This is a genomic window from Pseudomonas sp. OE 28.3, from assembly GCF_014268205.2.
GTDB lineage: Bacteria > Pseudomonadota > Gammaproteobacteria > Pseudomonadales > Pseudomonadaceae > Aquipseudomonas > Aquipseudomonas edaphica.
On record NZ_CP077082.1, the window covers coordinates 4,402,896 to 4,421,319 of the forward strand.

At 61.1% G+C, this 18,424-nt stretch carries 15 protein-coding genes; 4 read left to right on the forward strand and 11 right to left on the reverse strand.

Annotated features, from left to right (window positions below; translation table 11 throughout):
* Window positions 1–127: 127 nt before the first annotated feature.
* From HU759_RS19685 to HU759_RS19705, 5 genes are all read right to left on the reverse strand, one after another.
* Window positions 128–1,660: an FGGY-family carbohydrate kinase gene (locus HU759_RS19685; protein ID WP_170040462.1), complete on the reverse strand. Its 1,533-nt coding sequence runs from the start codon at window positions 1,658–1,660 to the stop codon at window positions 128–130.
* Window positions 1,661–1,663: 3 nt separating this feature from the next.
* Window positions 1,664–2,743, reverse strand: coding sequence for an alcohol dehydrogenase catalytic domain-containing protein (locus tag HU759_RS19690; protein WP_177034834.1), 1,080 nt, complete (start codon window positions 2,741–2,743; stop codon window positions 1,664–1,666).
* A 26-nt stretch (window positions 2,744–2,769) separates the two neighbouring features.
* A complete protein-coding gene (locus HU759_RS19695) occupies window positions 2,770–3,762 on the reverse strand; it encodes a ribose ABC transporter permease (protein WP_099549997.1) in 993 nt (330 codons plus the stop codon).
* The gene (locus HU759_RS19700; RefSeq protein ID WP_099549976.1) at window positions 3,728–5,236 is read right to left on the reverse strand and encodes a sugar ABC transporter ATP-binding protein; all 1,509 of its coding nucleotides are present in this window, start codon (window positions 5,234–5,236) and stop codon (window positions 3,728–3,730) included. The genes HU759_RS19695 and HU759_RS19700 overlap by 35 nt, the downstream gene beginning before the upstream one ends.
* Window positions 5,237–5,299: 63 nt before the next feature.
* Window positions 5,300–6,223 carry a substrate-binding domain-containing protein gene (locus HU759_RS19705; RefSeq protein WP_099549975.1) on the reverse strand — a complete coding sequence of 308 codons (924 nt, stop codon included), beginning with the start codon at window positions 6,221–6,223 and terminating at the stop codon, window positions 5,300–5,302.
* A gap of 322 nt (window positions 6,224–6,545) precedes the next feature.
* Between HU759_RS19705 and HU759_RS19710 the strand changes: the two genes are divergently transcribed.
* Complete coding sequence (locus HU759_RS19710; protein ID WP_017139555.1) at window positions 6,546–7,217, forward strand: sterol desaturase family protein; 672 nt, start codon at window positions 6,546–6,548, stop codon at window positions 7,215–7,217.
* A 2-nt stretch (window positions 7,218–7,219) separates the two neighbouring features.
* Window positions 7,220–8,320 (forward strand): SMP-30/gluconolactonase/LRE family protein, encoded by a 1,101-nt coding sequence (locus tag HU759_RS19715; RefSeq protein WP_186617592.1) that lies wholly within the window; start codon window positions 7,220–7,222, stop codon window positions 8,318–8,320.
* A gap of 50 nt (window positions 8,321–8,370) precedes the next feature.
* Here HU759_RS19715 and HU759_RS19720 read toward each other — a convergent pair whose 3' ends face one another.
* The 6 genes from HU759_RS19720 to HU759_RS19745 all read right to left on the reverse strand — a co-directional run bounded on the left by HU759_RS19720 (window position 8,371) and on the right by HU759_RS19745 (window position 15,614).
* Window positions 8,371–9,813, reverse strand: coding sequence for a hypothetical protein (locus tag HU759_RS19720; RefSeq protein WP_186617591.1), 1,443 nt, complete (start codon window positions 9,811–9,813; stop codon window positions 8,371–8,373).
* A 123-nt stretch (window positions 9,814–9,936) separates the two neighbouring features.
* Complete coding sequence (locus tag HU759_RS19725) at window positions 9,937–10,314, reverse strand: hypothetical protein (protein ID WP_017139558.1); 378 nt, start codon at window positions 10,312–10,314, stop codon at window positions 9,937–9,939.
* Between the two features lie 2 nt (window positions 10,315–10,316).
* A complete protein-coding gene (locus tag HU759_RS19730; protein WP_186617590.1) occupies window positions 10,317–11,300 on the reverse strand; it encodes a hypothetical protein in 984 nt (327 codons plus the stop codon).
* 139 nt (window positions 11,301–11,439) lie between these two features.
* The gene (locus tag HU759_RS19735) at window positions 11,440–12,504 is read right to left on the reverse strand and encodes a lipocalin-like domain-containing protein (RefSeq protein WP_186617589.1); all 1,065 of its coding nucleotides are present in this window, start codon (window positions 12,502–12,504) and stop codon (window positions 11,440–11,442) included.
* The gene (locus HU759_RS19740; protein ID WP_186617588.1) at window positions 12,494–14,956 is read right to left on the reverse strand and encodes an FtsX-like permease family protein; all 2,463 of its coding nucleotides are present in this window, start codon (window positions 14,954–14,956) and stop codon (window positions 12,494–12,496) included. The genes HU759_RS19735 and HU759_RS19740 overlap by 11 nt, the downstream gene beginning before the upstream one ends.
* Before the next feature lies 1 nt (window position 14,957).
* Window positions 14,958–15,614, reverse strand: a complete 657-nt coding sequence (locus tag HU759_RS19745; protein WP_017139562.1) for an ABC transporter ATP-binding protein — start codon at window positions 15,612–15,614, stop codon at window positions 14,958–14,960.
* Window positions 15,615–15,889: 275 nt separating this feature from the next.
* Here HU759_RS19745 and HU759_RS19750 point away from each other — a divergent pair, with 275 nt between their 5' ends.
* Together HU759_RS19750 and arnT are read left to right on the forward strand one after the other, a co-directional pair.
* A complete protein-coding gene (locus tag HU759_RS19750) occupies window positions 15,890–16,564 on the forward strand; it encodes a histidine phosphatase family protein (RefSeq protein WP_026013879.1) in 675 nt (224 codons plus the stop codon).
* Window positions 16,565–16,751: 187 nt separating this feature from the next.
* Complete coding sequence (gene arnT / locus HU759_RS19755; RefSeq protein ID WP_186617586.1) at window positions 16,752–18,410, forward strand: lipid IV(A) 4-amino-4-deoxy-L-arabinosyltransferase; 1,659 nt, start codon at window positions 16,752–16,754, stop codon at window positions 18,408–18,410.
* Window positions 18,411–18,424 lie beyond the last annotated feature (14 nt).

Sequence of the window (18,424 nt, forward strand, 5' to 3'; positions counted from 1 at the left end):
CGATAAACACTGAAGATCCCTGTGGGAGCTGGCTTGCCTGCGATAACGGTGGGTCAGTCAGCACATTTTTCACTGATACACCGCTATCGCAGGCAAGCCAGCTCCCACATTTTTGATCTGTGTTGGGTCAGTTGGTTTGCAGGCTATGCATGATCGGCTTGAGGGCCGGATACAGCTTCAGGTACTCGGCAAACGCCCGGTCATACGTCATGACATTCTCGCGCTTGGGCTGCGCCCGCAGTTCCAGCTGCACCCAGCCTTTGTCCATCTCGTCATCACTCACCAAGCCCACCGTATGCGCCGCCAGCAACGCTGCGCCCAAGGCCGCTTCCACCTCCTGCACAATGGTGTAGACCGGGTAGCGCGTGACATCGGCAATAATCTGCATCCACAAATCCGAATGGCTCGCGCCTCCCACCACAATCAAGCGCGGGTCCAGCGAATGCGCGCCCTGGGTACCGGCTTCAATGTTGTGGCGCAGGGCAAAACTCACGCCTTCAAGCACCGCGCGGTACAGGTGAATACGGCTGTGATACAGGTTCAGCCCGACAAAGCTGCCGCTGGCGCGGTCGTCCCATACCGGGCTGCGTTCGCCCATCAGGTACGGCAAAAACAACAAACCTTCGCTGCCCGCCGGAACCTGGGTGGCGCTCTGCTCCAGCAACACCAGGCTGTCCTGGCCGGTGGCTTGGGCCTGCTGTTCTTCGGCCTGGCAGAACTGTTCGCGAAACCAGCTGACCGACGCCCCGGCGGTGATCGCACCGCCAAAGATGTACAGGTCTCGATGGCCGTTGTAGACGTGAGGCATGCTCACCAGGCCGTGGTGTGCGTCCACGTGCTGGTTCAAATACCCCCAGCACATGCTGGTGCCGATCATCGCCACATGGTTACCCGGCTGCGTAACACCCGCCGCCAGCGTCGCCATCGCCGCATCCACACCGCCGGCCAGGATCGGCGTACCGGCCTGTAACCCCAGGCGCGTGGCCCAGCTTTCGAGCAAACCGCCCACCACGTCACCGGAGTACACCAATCGCTCGGGCATCATGGCCTGTGGAATGCCCAATGCATCGAGCATCTCGGCGGACCAGCCGCGCGCCTTCACATCGTAAACCCCGCCAATATTGCCGGCGCTGCTATGGTCCACCGCCAATTCGCCGGTAAGGCACCAGTTGATATAGCTGTTGGGCGGCAGCAGGTAGCGCGTGTCGGCCCACACCTGCGGCTGATGCTGCTTGAGCCAGAGCATCTTGGTGAAGCCGTAATAGCTGTCCACCGAGTTACCCGTTACTTCGAACAAGCGTTCCTGGTCCAGGTGCTCACGCACCCACGCCACCTGCTCGCCGGCGCGCCGGTCCATCCAGATAAGGCACGGGTGCAGCGGCGTCATCTGCGCGTCAACGGCAATCCCCGAACCGCCATACAGGCTGCTGATGCACATCGCCTTGACCTGCCCGGCCGCCACGCCGGATTTGGCCATGCACTGCGCCACACACGCCTCGACGGCCTCCAGCCACACCTGCGGCCATTGCTCGGCCCAGCGCACTTTCGGGGTATCGACGCGATACCCCTGGCTGTGCTGGGCGATGATCGTACCTTGACCATCCACCAGCAGCGCCTTGGTGCTCTGGGTTCCTATATCGACACCCATTACGTAGTTCATAGATCAAATCACCGGCTTCAACAGCACCTTGATCGACTTGGTCGAGTTGGCCAACGCGAAGGCCTCGGCAAAATCATCCAGCGGGAAGTCATGGGTAACAATGCCCTTGGACGTCACCAGGCCGCGCTCAAACAGGTCGATAGCGATCGGGTAGCAATATGGGCCGAGGTGCGCGCCGCGTACGTCCAGCTCCTTGCGGTCGCCGATGATCGACCAGTCGACGCTGGTTTCGGCGCCGAACACACTGAACTCGACAAAACGCCCGAGCTTGCGGATCAGGTCCAGGCCTTGGGTCACGCCGGCGGGCACGCCCGTGGTTTCGATGTACACGTCGCAGCCATAGCTATCGGTGAGGCCGTTGATAATCTCGCGTGCATTGTCGCGGGACGGGTTGATCACCACGTCGGCGCCAAATTGCTTGGCCAGTTCCAGGCGCTCGTCGACCATGTCGATCACCACCAGTTTTTTCGGGGTTTTCAGTGCAGCCACCTGGACCATGCACAGCCCCAGCGTACCGGCACCGGCGATCACCACCACGTCATCGAGCTGGATTTCGCCACGGTTGACGGTGTGGATCGAACACGCCATCGGCTCCACCAATGCGGAGTCTTCCAGCGACACCGACTCGGGAATCTTGTGCACGATGGCGGTCTTGGGAATGCGCATGAACTGGGCCATGCCGCCTTCGGCGACTTCACGCTGGAAGCCGAAGATATTGTGCACTTCACACATCCAGTACTTGCCCGACTTGCAGAAGCGGCACTTGCCGCACGGCACGATCTGCTCGGCGATCACCTTGTCGCCCACCGCGACTTCAAAGTGTTCCTCGGCGCCCTCACCCACCTCTTCCACGTAACCGAAAAACTCATGGCCCGGCACCACCGGTGCCTTGACCCACGGGTTATCGCCACCCCAGAACATGGCCGCGCCGGAATGGCACTTGCAGTCACTGGCGCAGATGCCGCAGGCGGCGATACGGATCACCAGTTCATTGGGGCGCGCCTTGGGTTTGCCGATTCGCTCCAGGCGGTAGTCTTTCGGGCCGTGGCAAACGACGGCTTGCATCTCGGTGTGCTTGTCCATGTGTTCGGTCCTTTCTTGTCAGGTGTTTATTTATGGCGCTGACGGCTGATGAAAATCGCCAGCAAAATGATCCCGCCCTTGATCACGCTCTGGACGTAGGGCGAGACCCCGAGCATGTTCAATCCGTTATTGAGTACGCCCAGCAGCATCGCGCCGAGCAAGGTGCCGACAATGACCCCGCGCCCGCCGGCAATCGACGCACCGCCAAGGACCACCGCCGCAATCGCATCCAATTCGAACGACACACCGGCATTCGGCTGGCCGCTCATCAAGCGTGAGGTGAGCACCAGCCCGGCAATCGCTGCGGTCAGGCCGCTGATGCCGTACACCAGCAACTTGAAGCGCGCCGCCCGCACGCCCGACAAACGCACCGCTTCTTCATTGCCGCCGATGGCGTAGATGTAGCGGCCGATGCGCGTGTGTTGCAGCAACACATAGGCGGCAAAGTAGGTGACCAGCATGATCAGGATCGGCACGTCGACGCCGAACAGGCTCTGGCGGCCGAAGAAACCGAACCACTCCGGCAACCCCGAAATCGGGTAGCCGTCGGTGTACATCAGGCCCAGGCCACGGGCGATGCCCATGGTCGCCAGGGTGACGATGATCGGCGGCATGTGCAGGTAGGCGACGAACACGCCATTGCCGATGCCGAAGGCCACGCCGATCAGCAGGCCGGCGCCAATCGCCAGGCCCGGCGGCAGGCCCGCGACCATCAGCCCTGCGGTCAAGGTGCCCGACAGCGCCATCACCGGGCCTACCGACAGGTCGATGCCACCGGTGAGAATCACGCAGGTCATGCCCACCGCGATAATCGCGTTGATCGACACCTGGCGCGCAATGTTCGACAGGTTGCTGGTGGTGAGGAAGTTATCGCTGGCGAAGATCATCACCAGGGTCACCACCACCAACCCGACGAAGGGATAAAACGCCGGCGAGCGCACCAGCCGTGCCAGGTTCAGGCGCAGTCGGCGGGTGTCGCCGGTATTAATGGACATATTCACTTGAGCCCCCTGTTGCATGGCGCATGACCTCTTGTGGGTTGACGGCGGCCGCTTCCAGCAGCTTGACGATGGCGCCCTTGTGGAACACGGCGACGCGGTCGCACATGCCAATGACTTCGGGCAGTTCGGAAGAAATCATGATGATCGCGTAGCCTTGTTCGGTGAGGCTGCGCATCAGGGCGTAGATCTGCGCCTTGGCGCCGACGTCGATGCCGCGTGTGGGTTCATCGAACACCAGCACGTCGCAGTGGTGGTTGATCCAGCGTGCGATCACAACCTTTTGCTGGTTGCCGCCGCTGAGGTTGAACACCCGGCTTTCGCCGCTGGGCGCCTTGATCGACAGCTGGCGCATCAGCGCGTCGACGCTGGCGCACTCTTTGCTCTTGTCGATCAGGCCCGTGGCGTTCTGATATTTGGGCAGGTTGTTCAGGGAGATGTTTTCGCGAATGCTGAAATCGGTGATCAGCCCTTCGCTCTTGCGGCTTTCCGGGAGCAGCCCGATGCCGTGGGCCAAGGCTTGCGCCGGGTCATCCAGGCTGACTTTCTCGCCGCGCAACCACACGTCTTTGCTCACCGACGGCAGCGCACCCATCATGCCCAGCGCCAGTTCGGTACGACCGGAGCCGACCAGCCCGGCAAAGCCGAGGATCTCGCCCTTGTGCAACTGAAAGCTGTTGCGCGGGCCATTGCGTACCAACTGGATGTCCTTGACCTCCAGCAACAACGGACCACGGTCTTTCGTGGGTTTGGGTGGAAAGCTGTTTTCCAGGCGGCGGCCGACCATCATTTCGACGAGCCGGTCGATATCGCTGTCGGCCACATCGGTCACGCCTACGTTACCGCCATCGCGCAGCACGCTGATGCGGTCGCACACCTGGAAAATCTCCTCCAGGTGGTGAGAGATAAAGATCACCGCCACACCCTGACGCTTGAGTTCGCGCATGATCTCGAACAACAGTTCGGCTTCGCTGGGCGTGAGCGTAGCGGTCGGTTCATCGAGTACCAACAGGCGCGCATCCAGGGCCAGGGCCTTGGCGATTTCGACGAATTGCTGCTCGGCCACGCTCAGGTGCTTGACCGCGCATTGCAGGTTGATACTCACGCCCAAGCGCTTGAACAACGCCTGACTGGCCTCGACCATTTCACGTTTGCGCAGCAGGCCGAAGCGGTTGCTCAACTCATGCCCGAGGAAGATGTTTTCCACCGCCGTGAGATAGGGAATCAGGCTGAATTCCTGGAACACAATGCCGATACCGGCGGCGATCGCATCGCGGTAAGTGGCAAACTTTTGCACCTGGCCATCGATTAAAATCTGCCCTTCGTCCTGATGCTCGACGCCGCCGAGGATCTTCATCAGGGTCGACTTGCCCGCGCCATTTTCACCCAGCAACGCATGGATTTCGCCGCGTTCGACCTGCAGGTTGATGGACTTGAGGGCTTGTACGCCCGGATAGCGCTTACAGATATTTTCCAGCTTCAGAAGACTGCTCATGCCGCCGACCTCGTATTCAGAAGGAGACCTCAAGCCCCACGGTTCACGTGGGGCCGGGGCGATTTACCAGCTGAAGTCCTTGGCCTTGGCCTGGTCGATCAAGGTGATGTCGACGGGAATGGTGGCCGGCACTTGCGAGCCCCACTTCTTGGCCAGGGCGATGCCCAGAGCCAGGCGGATCTGATCGCGCGGGTATTGCGCCGAGGTGGCGATGAACTTGCTACCGGGCTTCTGGATCGCCTTGATGGCTTCCGGTGCGCCGTCGACGCTGACCAGTTTTACGTCCAGGCCGCTGGCTTCGATGGCCGACAGTGCGCCGAGGGAGCCGTTGTCATTCACGCTGAAGATGCCCTTGAGGCCCGGCTGGGCCTGCAGCATGTTTTCGGTGACGGTCAGCGCCTGGTCACGTTCCTGCTTGCCATTCTGGATGCTCACGATCTTGATGTCCGGGTGCTTGGCCACCGCTTCTTTGCAGCCGCGCACACGCTCAAGGATCGGCACCACGGCGATGCCGTCGAGGATCGCAATATTGCCTTTGTCGCCGATGTTCTTGGCCAGGTATTCACAGGCCTGGAAGCCGGCGTCGAAGTTTTTTGAACCGACGAAGGAGTCCAACGGGCCGTCGGCCTGGGCGTCCACCGCGACCACGACCACACCCGCGGCGTGGGCGGACTTCACCGCCGATTGCACGCCAACCGAGTCGGTGGGGTTGATCAGCAGGATATCGATGCCCTTTTGCAGCATGTCTTCGACATCGCTGACCTGCTTGGACACGTCGTGACGGGCATCGGTGATGATCAGCTTCGCACCGATGGTTGCGCCGGCTTCTTCCAGGGCGTTTTTCATGGTGACGAAATAGGGGTTGTTGATTTCCTGGAAGGAAGCGCCGATGCGGATCGGTTTGGCGGCGTCGGCAAACGCTGCGCTGGTTGCGCCGAGGGTGATGCTGACAGCCAGTAAACACAGGGTTTTCGGGAGCATTTTCATGGCGTGGTTCTCTGTTTTGTTTTTATTTTTAGAGCAAATGTTATCGATAACATTTTGCGAGAAGCTAGCAAGTAAATCAGGCCTGTGCAAGCCCCCGTCGGTCGCCCGCGGTTCAAGTGTGGGAGCTGGCTTGCCTGCGATAGCATCTACTCGCTCTACCTGACACACCGAGGTGTCTGCATCCCAGGCAAGCCAGCTCCCACAAAAGCCTGTTTCCACACAAGCCAGCTCCCACACTTGAACCGCGTACTGCGCAAAAACTCGCACTATCTCGCGTACCAACTAAGCTCAGGCTCCAACAAAAAAACCAGAGCTTGCCGCCATGGCCCATCCCACCGAGACCTTCCGCGCCGGCTACCGCGCCGCCGTGAGCGCCCGATACAACCCCTGGCTGCACGCCAGTTTCGTGCTCGGCTACGGCATCGTCTGCATCGCCCTGGCCTGGTCCTCCACCACGCACATCACCGCGCTGCAGTGGCTGACCGTGCCGCTGACGCTGGTGTTTTTCAACCTGTGCATCTACCTCGTACACCGCCACCTGGGTCATCACAAACACAGCCTGGCCCGGCTGTTCTATGCGCGCCACACGGGTGACCACCACAGTTTCTTTACTCCAGGCCACATGACCTATGACAGCCCGCGAGACTGGCGTGTGATTCTATTCCCGGCCTGGCTGATCGTGCTGCACAGCCTGACGATCACCCTGCCCGCCTGGTGGCTGCTCAAACAATTGAGCCCCAACGTCGCCGGGTTGTTTGCCGGGTGCATGATCCTTGGGTATTTACTTTACGAAGTGTTTCACGCCTGCGAACACCTGCCCGCCGAGCACCCGGTGGCGCGCTTGCCATGGATTCGCCAGATGCACCAATTGCATGCCCTGCACCACCGCCGTGAGCTGATGCAGGGGCGCAACTTCAATATCGTCCTCCCCCTGATGGATTACCTGTTCGGCACCCTGCACTGGGAGCCGAACGCCCACGACAACCAGGAATAGTCATGAGTACCCGCCCCAAAAAACTGCGCCATTTGCTGTTCGTACTGCTGCTTGCAGTCATCGCTTTTCTGCTGCTGATGCCCACCAAAGTGCAACCGGTGAACTGGTCGCCGCCCAAGGCGCCCTCGCTCAAAGACGGCGCCTACGCCGAAAACCAGCGGCTCAAGGGTATTGAAAAAATCGGCGCGCAGGACATCGCCGGCCCCGAAGCCTTGCTGCTCGACCCCCAGGGCTTTCTGATCAGCGGCCTGCAAGACGGGCGCATCATCCGCACCTCGCCGGACAGCCACACGCTGGAAGTGCTCGCCAACACCGGCGGCCGCCCGCTCGGCCTGGCGTTGCACCCGGATGGGCGCTTGATCATTGCCGATGGGGTCAAGGGGTTGCTTGCCCTGGATGCCAATCGCCAACTCAAGCCATTGAGCAGCAGCGCTGACGGCGTACCCTTTGGCCTCACCGACGATGTGACCGTCGATGCCAGCGGGCGCTATGCCTACTTCAGCGACGCATCAAGCCGCTGGGGCTATGGCCAGGACGGCACAGCAGTGATTGAGCATGGTGGCGACGGCCGGTTGCTGCGCTATGACTTCAGCAACGGCACCACAGAGGTGTTGCTGGACCGGCTGCAATTTGCCAATGGCGTGACCCTGGGGCCGGATGAAAACTACGTACTGGTGAATGAAACCGGCGCCTACCGTATCAGCCGCTACTGGCTCAAGGGCGAGCGCAGCGGCACCCATGACCTGTTTATCGACAACCTGCCCGGCCTGCCGGACAACCTCAGTTTCAATGGCCGCGATCGCTTCTGGGTTGCCCTGTATTCGCCGCGCAACCCGTTGCTGGACGGTTTCGCCGGCTACCCGCTGTTGCGCAAGGTGATGGTGCGCGCACTGATGGTGATGCCCAAGCCCATCGAGCGCAAAGCCTTTGTGCTGGGGCTGGACATCGATGGCAAGGTCATCGCCAACTTGCAGGATGGCAGTGCGGGCAATTACTCGCCGGTCACTACCGCGCGCGAATACGGCGACTGGTTGTACCTGGGCTCGCTCACGAGCACCAGCATGGCGCGCCTGCCGTTGAAGCTGGCGCTGGCCGGCGAATAACCAAAAGGGGCAGCCTGTTCAGGCTGCCCCTTCTGACTTACATCACGGTATCAATGGATGATGTCCTGGGTGCAGATGTGCCCAAAGGTCACATACTGCACGTTATCACCGCCGACACCCACGCCCGGGAACTCGTCCAGCTCGATACGCCAGCCGCCGAAGTTGAAGGTGGTGTCCCAGGTGTACTGCACGCCGGTGCTGCTGTCCGGGTACTGCACACGGTTATCGCCAAAGCAGGTACCGAGCGCAGCACTGGCCTGGGATGTGCCGGCACTGTTGGTGGTGGCCTTGAAGTCGGTCCAATGGAACTCGGTGCCCTCAAAGCGCTTGTCGACACGCAGCACAGGTGTGACGCCCAGCAGCGGCGCGCCCGTGGAGTCGGACCAGTTGGTGGTCCAGTTCAACGTGCGCCCCGCCTGAGTCGCCATCCAGAATATCGATGCCGGCACCCGCACGATGTTGTCACCGGTTACCTGCGAGGTGTTCAGCCGTGGCGCAGAACCGAGGCTCAACTTGTAATATTTGCTTGGATCCTGCGTCACGGCCGGGTTGGCCCGCACACGCACCTTGACCGTCGTACCCGGCGTGACGCTCGGGTAGGTGGACGTAGAGCCGGCCGGTACGACGATCCAGTTGACGCCATCAAAGCGCTCGAAGATCCACTGGTTACGGCTGCCACTGTCATCGCCTGCCAGGTACATGCTCACGGCCTGGCCACGCACGGCCTTGAAGTCGAAGTAATCGACGTCGTTGGCGTTGTCGAGGTTGCCGCTCACCTTGTTCATGGTGTCCGGCAGCGCAAAAGCGTCCTGCGGTGTGTCGTTGGGCTCGAAGGCATCGATGTTGGTGTCTACCGCCACGCCGAAACTGAACTGCGCGTTGGTGGCGGTCTTGGCCACCATGTACCAGTAGTAGTCACCAGCCGGCAGCACGCCGTCGATGTATTCATCGGCATTGCCGGCGTTATCAGCGGTGGCCAGCAGTTGCAGGTTGCCTTGGCCGTCGTCGCGGAACAGGCTCAGCGACATGTCGGCGCCGGCACTCTGGTTGATCAACTGCACCAGCACCCGCGCGCTTTTTGGCAGGTTGAAATGGTAAGGGAAATCCTGGCCCGTTTGCACTTCGCTGATGGTGTAGAGGGTGTTGATATCCAGGGTCGGAAACAGCGGAACAAAGTCGGCGACCGCTGCACTTTTCAGCTCGCTCTGATTCGGCTTTTTCAACGTGCCGATAACGGTGTTGAACGGAGCGGATTTGGCAGCCTTGGTAGCCGCCTTGGCCTTGCCGTCCCGTGCATCCAGCAGCTTTTGCCGCAGCGCCTCCGAAATCGGCACCGCAGTGAGCGTGCCGCCAGGTTTGAGCGCGTCAATCTCGCTTTGGCTGACTGTGCCGGGGGTGAGTTTGGGAAGGTTCAGGTCGGCCAGGGCAGAGGCCGAGATAAAGCAGGAGGCCATCATGGCCGCGCCCAGCATAAAGGCTTTGGTTGGTTTCATTTTTTATCCATCCATAGTTAAAAAATTGATGCTCAGGTGATCGGTGACATCCGGTCACCTGGGATGGAATGTAGAACAATACTGTATGCATGAACAGTATTTTTTAGAAAAAATTAACCTCCTTCAAATAGGTAAGTCACCCCACCTGCGCCAAACGGACCAGACCACGGTTGTGATCAGCCAGGTAAACCCCAGGTAATAGGGCCATAACACCCAGCGTTTGAGCGCTAAAGGCACAGACGCCAGTTCGGCCTCGGTCACAACACCGGCTTTCACGTGGCGCTTTGAATCGGACAGAAACTCAAAAATCAGCAACATGCGGTACTGCCTGTCAATCCACTCCTTTCGTCTCCAAAAACGTTTGTTGCCACGAACCCGCTCGTTGTGACTGAAGTAACTTTCCACCTCATCGAGTTTTGTATATTCGGCAAAAAGCATCAGCCCCAGAACGACGAACATCCAAACAAACCACACAATTGAGTAGACCAGAAAAAAATCCATGGTTACGCGCCCTCTGGCTCGAAGATCAAATCACCATTGACCTCCAGGATTTTCCCACCCAGAAGCGCTCCATAATCACCACCTTCATTGCCTACGCCATACCCTCCAGCGGCGCCTCCAATAACGCCACAGGCAAGCGCACCATTCCCCTTCATAGAAATACCCAACACGATGTTGCATGCACGACGAGCGATGGCTGCACCATATTTTCCGCCCACAGCGGCACCTGCCACCGCCCCCACCAACCTTCCCGTTTCCACATACCTCGCCCTTCTACATTGCGCCTCCCTTCCCATCCCGCACGCCTCCTTGATCTCTAATCCTGCTGCTCCCACATCCAATGCCAACCCCACATAAGTGCCCTTCCCCAACCACTTCGACACCTGCGCCACGTCCCCGACCCGCTGCGCATACCCCGCAATCTCAGCCTTATGCAGAAAGCTTTTGGTCGATATCCCTAGCACCTTCTTCAACGATTGATTGCCCCGCAACCCCGTGCCAAACCGCGCCGCGCCTTGCAGTTGCGCGTCCAACTGCCGAAACAGCCCTTGGCGCTGACGAGCAAACTCTCCCCGCTCCAACCCACCGCCCTTCAACCGCTGATGCAAGCGCTCAATCGCTTCCAGGGTCTGCGCCACCTCATCCAGATGCCGTGCCCACGCCGACGTGGCGCTGCCGATACCAATCGAGCCGTTCGCCAGCAAGCTCTGCAGCAAATCGTAGTTATTGATTACCGCCGAACCGGCCGATGGCTCCAGCCCCCAGCGAATCTGCTCGCCATAACGCATCAACCAAGCTTCTTCACTGCGACAGCTGAAGTCGTCAGGGATAATTACCAGTTGCCCCGGTGTTACCAGGCCAGTACGTAAGTGCCGGTTCAACACGTCAAAGTGATCAGAACGCTGACGATTTGGCGCCCCGCCCATCGCCCTGGATTTCAAACTGCCGTAGTCCGTTGTGCGGTCATTGATGAACCCCTGCGCCATGCCTTCCATCCCGGATGCAATGAAGATGGCGTCGGAATATAGGCAAGCACAGGCGGCCCGCACACAAGGGCGGGCGCGGGAAATCACATTTGGGAAGTTGCCTACTCGGCAGAGAAAAATCGCCTACAAAAACCCGCGATTAATACCCGGTCATCTCCAGATACCCCACACCACCGTCAAACTGCACCGGCCCTTCCCAGTACGGGATACTCAGGTTCATCCATGCCTTCGGGTTGACGGCCTGGGGCGTGATATCCAGTTGCTTGCCGGGAATTTTCAGTGACCAGCGCGTAGGAACAGCGCGCCCGTCAACCTCGGTGGTGGCCAGCGGTATGAGTTGAATATCGGCGTTATGCAGGGTCTGGGTGTGCCCTTGCTGGTCGATCCAGGTGCCGGTCAGGTAACCCGCGCCGTCCTTTTGCCGCACGCGAAACAGCATCAACTGCTCGCCACCGTCCAGGTGCAGGGAGAACCAGTCCCAGCCGGTCTGGCTGGCGGCCAGCGGCTGGCTGCTCCATTCGCGGTCGAGCCAGGCCGGGCCGCTGACCTGGTAGGTGGTGCCGTCAAGGGTGACGTTGCCTGCTGCGGTAAAAAACGGCTGGCTGTAGTAGTAGGACGCCTGGCCTTGATCGGATTTGCGGCTGTAGCCGTTTTCACCCTGCAGCACCAATGGGCGGCTGGAAGTCAGGTGCAAGTCGTAGGCAAACTGTGGGCCTGTGGCCTTGAGTTGCATATCGGCCAAGGCGCTGGCGGCATCGGGCCGGGTGGCAAAACTCCAATCGTCGATCCAGGCATTAAACGGCGCTGCCTGGGCGCCGGCCTGGCCAACACCGCCACGGGCGTAGCGCTCGGCGGCGTAATGGCGGGTGGCGGAGGTGACGGCGGCGTGGCCCAGCCAGATCGTCGAGTCACGCCAGCCCGCGTGTACCGGCCCGGCCTTGAGCGCGTTGCGAAACAACGTCCATTGCACGCCGAACACATGGCCTTGGGCATCCTTGAGGTTGGCGGTGACGTACCACCATTCGATGCGAAAGCCGGGGTGCGGGCCGTGGTCTTCGGGAAAGCTGAAGACCTTGCCAGGCACCACCTGGGCGAAATCCGCCGCTTCACTGCCAAGGCCGGCGAAGCTTTCCTGCGGCGCGGGGGCTTTGTCGCAGGCGGTCAATAGCAACACGGCGGCCCAGCACCAGGGGTTAATCTTCATGGGCAAAGGTCCTAAGCAAATCCGCCGGGCGGCTGCGGTACAACTGCCACAGTGGCCAGGCCGAGGCCAGCAGCGTGGCAAGCATCGCCAGCCCCAGCAATTGCGCCAGCTGCCACGGGAACACTTGCAATGGCAGGCGCCAGCCGAACGCCTGCACATTGATCACCGCGTCCAGGCACCACGCCAGCAGCAGGCCCAAGGGTATGGCCAACACCAGCGTCAACACCGCCAGCAGCCAGGTTTGGCCGAGGTTGAGCAGCATCAGTTGCCGGCGCGTCACGCCCAGCGCCCACAGCGGTGCGAGTTGGCCAAGGCGGCTTTGGCTCTGGGTCAGCAGGCTGATAAACAGCGCCACACCGGCGACACCCAGGGTCAGGCTGTTGAGTGCCGCGGTGGCGGCGAAGGTGCGTTCGAACACCTGGCTCGACCAGCCTTTGAGCTGCTGCTGATCGACGATGCGGCTGTCCTCCAGGGCAAAGGCGCGCCGCACCTCCTGCACCAGCGCCGGCACATTGCCGGGCAGTACGCGCAGGTTGAAGCGCGCCGGTGCCAGGCCCGGCCAGTGCGCCAGCAGGTGTTGCGAATTGACCAGCAGATGGCCCTTGGGGTTGCCGTAGTCGGCGTAAACCCCCACCACTTTTGGCGACCACACGCCTTGCGGCGTGGGGAGCTTGATGGCGTCGCCCAGGCCCACCTTCAAGCGGCGCGCCAATTGCTCGCTGAGCATCACGCTATCGCCCTCCAACAGTTGATCCCACGGTGCGCTGACGGCTTGCAGCAGCGGCCAGTGCTGGCGATAGGTCGGATCGTCGACCACCCCGAACACATCCGCCGGCCAGCCCTGCAATTGCACCGCCACCTGCCAGGTGGGCAGCACCGCCTGCACCAGCGGTTGCCGCGCCAACCAGGTGGAAAGCTGCTCAGCCTGGGCCGGGTTTTGCGGGTTGAGGTACAGCTCGGCGGTAAGGCGTTGTTCCAGCCAGTTATTGAACGTCTGGCGAAACCCCGAAGTCATGGAGCCCGCACCAATGTTCGCCGCCAGGGCCAACAGCAACGCCATCAGCGCCAGGCTCAAGGCCGGCAACTGCTGGCGGCAGTCGGCAAGAAACCACTGGCCCAACACCGAACGGCTACGTCCAAGCACCGCCGTCAACAGGCCATTGAGCACCACCGGCAGGCCGAGCGCCGCGCCCAGCAGCAAGGCTGCCATGAGCACAAACCCGGCGGCGAGGCTGTTACCCCACCACAGCGCCAGCACTGCAATCGCCAACGCAGTAGCCGCCACCCAACCCTGACGTCGCAGCCAGCGCCCGTGTGCCTCATGCCAGGCCTGGGCATTGGCCAGCGCCAGCAAGGGCAAACGCGACGCGCGCCACAGGCTGCTGGCGCCCGCCAGCAGCGCGCCGAGCAGGCTCAAGCCCAAGCCGGCCAGCCACCACCACGGGCTGAGGTTTAATTGGCCCGCCACCTCGGCGCCATACAGCCCGCGCAGGCTGGCGGCCACATCCGGGAGCAACAGGCTGGCCAGCAGGTAACCACTGATCACACCCAACACGCCACCCAGCAACGACAACACGCCCAGCTCAACCGCCAGGCTGACGATCAGCAGGCGCGCGCTGACCCCGCAGGCACGCAAGGTACGCAGCAAGCCACGGCGTTGCTCCAGGGCCAGGCCGATGGCGGCGTGGACAATAAACAGGCCGACTACAAAGGATAAAAAACCCAAGGCATCGAGGTTCAGGTGAAAGCTCTCGGTGAGGCGCGAGAGGTTGTTGTCCTCGCCTTGCTTGAGTTGCAGCGCGGCGGGAGGCGTCGGGTGGGTGGCGGCAAAGGCCTTGTCCACCAGCAGGCGCGACAGACGCCCCGGCATGTCCAATAACGGTTGGGCGAAGCCGATATCGGTCAGCAACAGGCCGGGAGCCATGTCAGGCTGAACCTGCAATGGTGGCAACCGTTGGCCGTTCGCCGTCAACGGTCGCGCACCGGCCTGCAACCCCAACGCCTGTAAAGTTTGCGCGGCGATCCAGGTTTGCCCAGGCGGGTTGAAAAACCCGAGCATCTGCGCCTGGCTCAAGCGCTGCCCCGCCACCGCACCGCCAGCGGGCAAGGACAACGGCTCGATGCCCATCAATTGCAGGCGCAGATCTTCATGCCCCTTGAGCTGCAGCCGCCCCTGCACCACCGGCGACACCGGCCAGCCGGCGCGGCGCAGCTCGGCAAACAGTGCTTGCGGGAAGCTCGCGCTGTCCGGCGCAGTCAGGCTGGCTTGGGGCTCACCGCCGATCAATTGGCTGGCACGTGCATAGCTGTCGCGCGCATGGCTGTTAAGGGCTTGCACGCCGGTCAACAACGCGGTGGCCAGCCACAAGCCGGTGAGCACGCTGAAGAACTGCACCGGGTGTCGTCGCCAATGGCTCAACAATGCGCGCAGTGCCCAATAAAATACCCTCATCTCATGCGACCACACGACCACGCCGCAACACCACCTGGCGGTCCAGGCGCGCGGCGATGCGCGGGCTGTGGGTGACCATCAACAGGCTGGTGGGGCTGTCTCGCAGCAGGTCCAGCAGCAATTGCAGCACGTCATCGCTGGTGGCCTCGTCGAGATTGCCGGTGGGTTCATCCGCCAGCAACAAGCCGGGGCGCGAGGCCAACGCACGGCCCACCGCAACCCGCTGCTGTTGGCCGCCGGAGAGTTGTTCGGGATAACGCTTGAGCAAATCGCCCAGGCCCAGGCGCTCAACCAGTTGCGCCTGCCATTGCGGGTCGAAGCGCCCGGCCAGACGTGCCTGGAACGCCAGGTTGTCGTCGACACGCAAACTGCCGATCAGGTTGAACTGCTGGAACACCAGGCCGATTTCGGTACGCCGCCAATGCGCCAGTTGCGCCTCGCTCAGTTGGTCCAGGCGCTGCTCGCCCACCTGAACAGTGCCACTGTCCACACGGTCGAGCCCGGCGACCAGATGCAGCAACGTACTTTTTCCGCTGCCGGACTCGCCCATCAGCGCCAGGCTGCTACGCTCTCCCAGGTACAGGTCGACACCCGCCAGCACCGGCAGTGGACCTTGCGGGGTGGCGTAGCTTTTAACAACACCTTGCACCTGCAACATAAACACGCTCGTTTAAAGGACTGCAAACGAGCATAACGGCTGGTTGACGGCCCCACGCAAATTTTTCACATGGATTTCACCGCTTGCCCACCCTCGCCCCTCTAAATTGCCCGCCATGCGTCGCTAGACGGCAACTTGTTAGTTACCGCCCACGGCAACTTTTAACCGTCGGATGTTCAGCCAAAAGACAGCAGCGCTATGACACGCTCCGCTTCAACTACGGGCATCCGTCAGTGCGTTGCGCCTATTTGAATAAAACACTGAAGACAGTGCCCATGGTGAATGATGTGGTTGACCTTACCCTGACCAAACCGCGCTCACGCCGGGGCTATCTCAAGCGCCTGCGAAAGTGGTGGGCGGGCCTTGCCGTTATCGGCTTGCTGCTCGCCGGTTTCCTGGTGTGGCCGTTCTCGCCGCGCGACCTGAGCGTCGGCAATCGCCTGCTGACCTCGCAAGTGCTGCCGGCCTGGCGTAATGGCGACCTGATCGTGCTGGTGCGTCACGAAGAGCGCTGCGACCGCTCGCCCAATGCCTGCTTCGGCGCACCTGAAGGCCTGACGACCGTCGGCACCCAACGCGCTGAAGAAGTGGGCAAGGCCTTCAAACTACTGGGCCTGGAAAACAGCGACATCGTTGCCAGCCCGGCCTTGCGCACGGTACAGACCTCGCACTTCATGTTCGGCAAAGCCGAGCTGACCGCTGGGGAAAAGACCATCTGTGGCGAGGACATCGATGAAGAACTGCTCAGCCGCAAACGACCTGGTCGTAACCTCGTCTTTGTCACCCACAGCGGCTGTATTGCCGACTTCGAAAGCGCCCTGGGCTACCCCCATGCGACGTTCTCCGAGTACGGCAGTGCCCTGTTCGTGCGCGTACTGGCCAACGGCAAATTCGAGACGCTTGGCATCATGAAAGGCCCCGCCTGGGCCGCCGTACTTAAAAAGCTATAGACACTTTTTTACCTATAACTTTCTTCATGTTCAGCAAAACGACAGCCCTGTTCTGGCATGTTCAACTGCGCCCGCTACTATTGGACGTCATGAATACTTTCATCGACTTAGTGAACTTAGTGATTCTTCCTACAAACTTTTACACATCTGCTTACTTCGCCATTAAACGTCAAGGAGCGACGTTTTCATGACTCGACTGCTTAAACCCTTACCTCTGTTGCTATTGGCCTTCGCGGTATTCTATCTACTGCCCATGGGCCTGCACGGTTTATGGATCCCGGATGAAACCCGTTACGCCCAGATCAGCCAGGAAATGCTCCAGAGCGGCAACTGGGTCGCACCGCACTTCATGGGTGTGCGCTATTTCGAAAAACCCGCCGCCGGCTATTGGCTGATCGCCCTCGGTCAGGCGGTGTTCGGTGAAAACCTGTTCGGTGTGCGTGTGGCTTCGGCCTTGACCACCGGCCTGAGCGTGGTGCTGGCCTACCTTATCGCCCGCCGCCTGTGGAACGACCCACGCAAAAGCTTCGCCTGCGCCCTGCTCTACATGAGCTTCGGGCTGGTGGCTGGGCAAGCAGGTTATTCCAACCTCGATCCGCAATTCACCTTCTGGGTCAACCTCAGCCTGGTAGCGCTGTGGTTTGCCCTCGACAGCCGCACGCCGCGTAGCCGCCTGGGTGCCTGGGCAGTGTTGGGCGTGGCCTGCGGCATGGGCTTTATGACCAAGGGCTTTCTGGCCTGGCTGTTGCCCGTGCTGATCGCCATGCCCTATATCCTCTGGCAGCGCCGCCTGGGCGAATTGTTGCGCTACGGCCCGCTGGCCATTGTGGTCGCCGCGATCATGTGTGTGCCGTGGGCCTTGGCCATTCACTTGCAGGAGCCTGACTACTGGCGTTTCTTCTTCTGGCACGAGCATATCCGTCGCTTCTCTGCCGACAATGCCCAGCATGCGCGGGCCTGGTGGTTCTTCCTGCCGATCATGGTGGTCGCCTGCCTGCCCTGGGCGGCGTTGCTGCCGGCCACACTGATCAAGACCTGGAAAGACAAAGCCCAGCCGGCCATCGTGTTCCTGGCCCTGTGGTTGCTGTTGCCCCTGGCCTTCTTCAGCATGAGCCGCGGCAAATTGCCGACCTACATCATGCCGTGCCTGCTGCCACTGGCCTTGTTGATGGGCCACGCGCTGATCGACCTGATCCAGCAAGGCAAGGCCCGCGCGATCCTGATCAACGGGCTGGTGAACGCCGTGATTGGCCTGGCGGCGATGGTGGCGTTGATCTACCTGCAAATCAGCAACCCGATGTACGGCAACAGCCACGCGGAGATGTTCAGCCTGTCCCTGGCGTTTATCGTATTGCTGGCCTGGATCCTCGCCAACCTGCTGCAAGCGCTGCGCCCGCTGACCCTGTGGGCAATGCCGGCACTGGGCATCGGTTTGCTGGTGGCGTTGCTGCCGGCGGGCATGCCGGAAATGATCACCGATACCGAAATGCCCGACCAGTTCGTGCTTGAGCATCTGGACGAATTGCAACAAACCCATGCTTTGATCAGCAACGAGTTGGGCTCGGCGTCGGCCTTGTCCTGGCGCCTGGGTCGCACGGAAGTGGCGTTTTACGACACCGAAGGCGAGCTGCGTTATGGCCTCAAGTACGCCGACTCGGTGCACCGCAAGGTCGACCTGGACAGCGTGCAGACCTGGCTTGCGCAGGCGCGCCAGCAAGGTTCGGTCGGTGTGCTGATGCGCGTGCGCAGCACCAGCGAACACCGCGAAGAAGGGCAACTGCCACCGGGTGGCAAGCGCTATCGCAAAGGCGCCCTGCTCTTGATTATTTATCCGCAGCTTCCTTAACGTTACGTCTGCCT

Coding starts and splice junctions, on each gene's coding strand:
- HU759_RS19685 (WP_170040462.1), bottom strand. CDS start 1,660: ATGAACTACGTAATGGGTGTCGATATAGGAACCCAGAGCACCAAGGCG.
- HU759_RS19690 (WP_177034834.1), bottom strand. CDS start 2,743: ATGGACAAGCACACCGAGATGCAAGCCGTCGTTTGCCACGGCCCGAAA.
- HU759_RS19695 (WP_099549997.1), bottom strand. CDS start 3,762: ATGCAACAGGGGGCTCAAGTGAATATGTCCATTAATACCGGCGACACC.
- HU759_RS19700 (WP_099549976.1), bottom strand. CDS start 5,236: ATGAGCAGTCTTCTGAAGCTGGAAAATATCTGTAAGCGCTATCCGGGC.
- HU759_RS19705 (WP_099549975.1), bottom strand. CDS start 6,223: ATGAAAATGCTCCCGAAAACCCTGTGTTTACTGGCTGTCAGCATCACC.
- HU759_RS19710 (WP_017139555.1), top strand. CDS start 6,546: ATGGCCCATCCCACCGAGACCTTCCGCGCCGGCTACCGCGCCGCCGTG.
- HU759_RS19715 (WP_186617592.1), top strand. CDS start 7,220: ATGAGTACCCGCCCCAAAAAACTGCGCCATTTGCTGTTCGTACTGCTG.
- HU759_RS19720 (WP_186617591.1), bottom strand. CDS start 9,813: ATGAAACCAACCAAAGCCTTTATGCTGGGCGCGGCCATGATGGCCTCC.
- HU759_RS19725 (WP_017139558.1), bottom strand. CDS start 10,314: ATGGATTTTTTTCTGGTCTACTCAATTGTGTGGTTTGTTTGGATGTTC.
- HU759_RS19730 (WP_186617590.1), bottom strand. CDS start 11,300: ATGGCGCAGGGGTTCATCAATGACCGCACAACGGACTACGGCAGTTTG.
- HU759_RS19735 (WP_186617589.1), bottom strand. CDS start 12,504: ATGAAGATTAACCCCTGGTGCTGGGCCGCCGTGTTGCTATTGACCGCC.
- HU759_RS19740 (WP_186617588.1), bottom strand. CDS start 14,956: ATGAGGGTATTTTATTGGGCACTGCGCGCATTGTTGAGCCATTGGCGA.
- HU759_RS19745 (WP_017139562.1), bottom strand. CDS start 15,614: ATGTTGCAGGTGCAAGGTGTTGTTAAAAGCTACGCCACCCCGCAAGGT.
- HU759_RS19750 (WP_026013879.1), top strand. CDS start 15,890: ATGGTGAATGATGTGGTTGACCTTACCCTGACCAAACCGCGCTCACGC.
- arnT (WP_186617586.1), top strand. CDS start 16,752: ATGACTCGACTGCTTAAACCCTTACCTCTGTTGCTATTGGCCTTCGCG.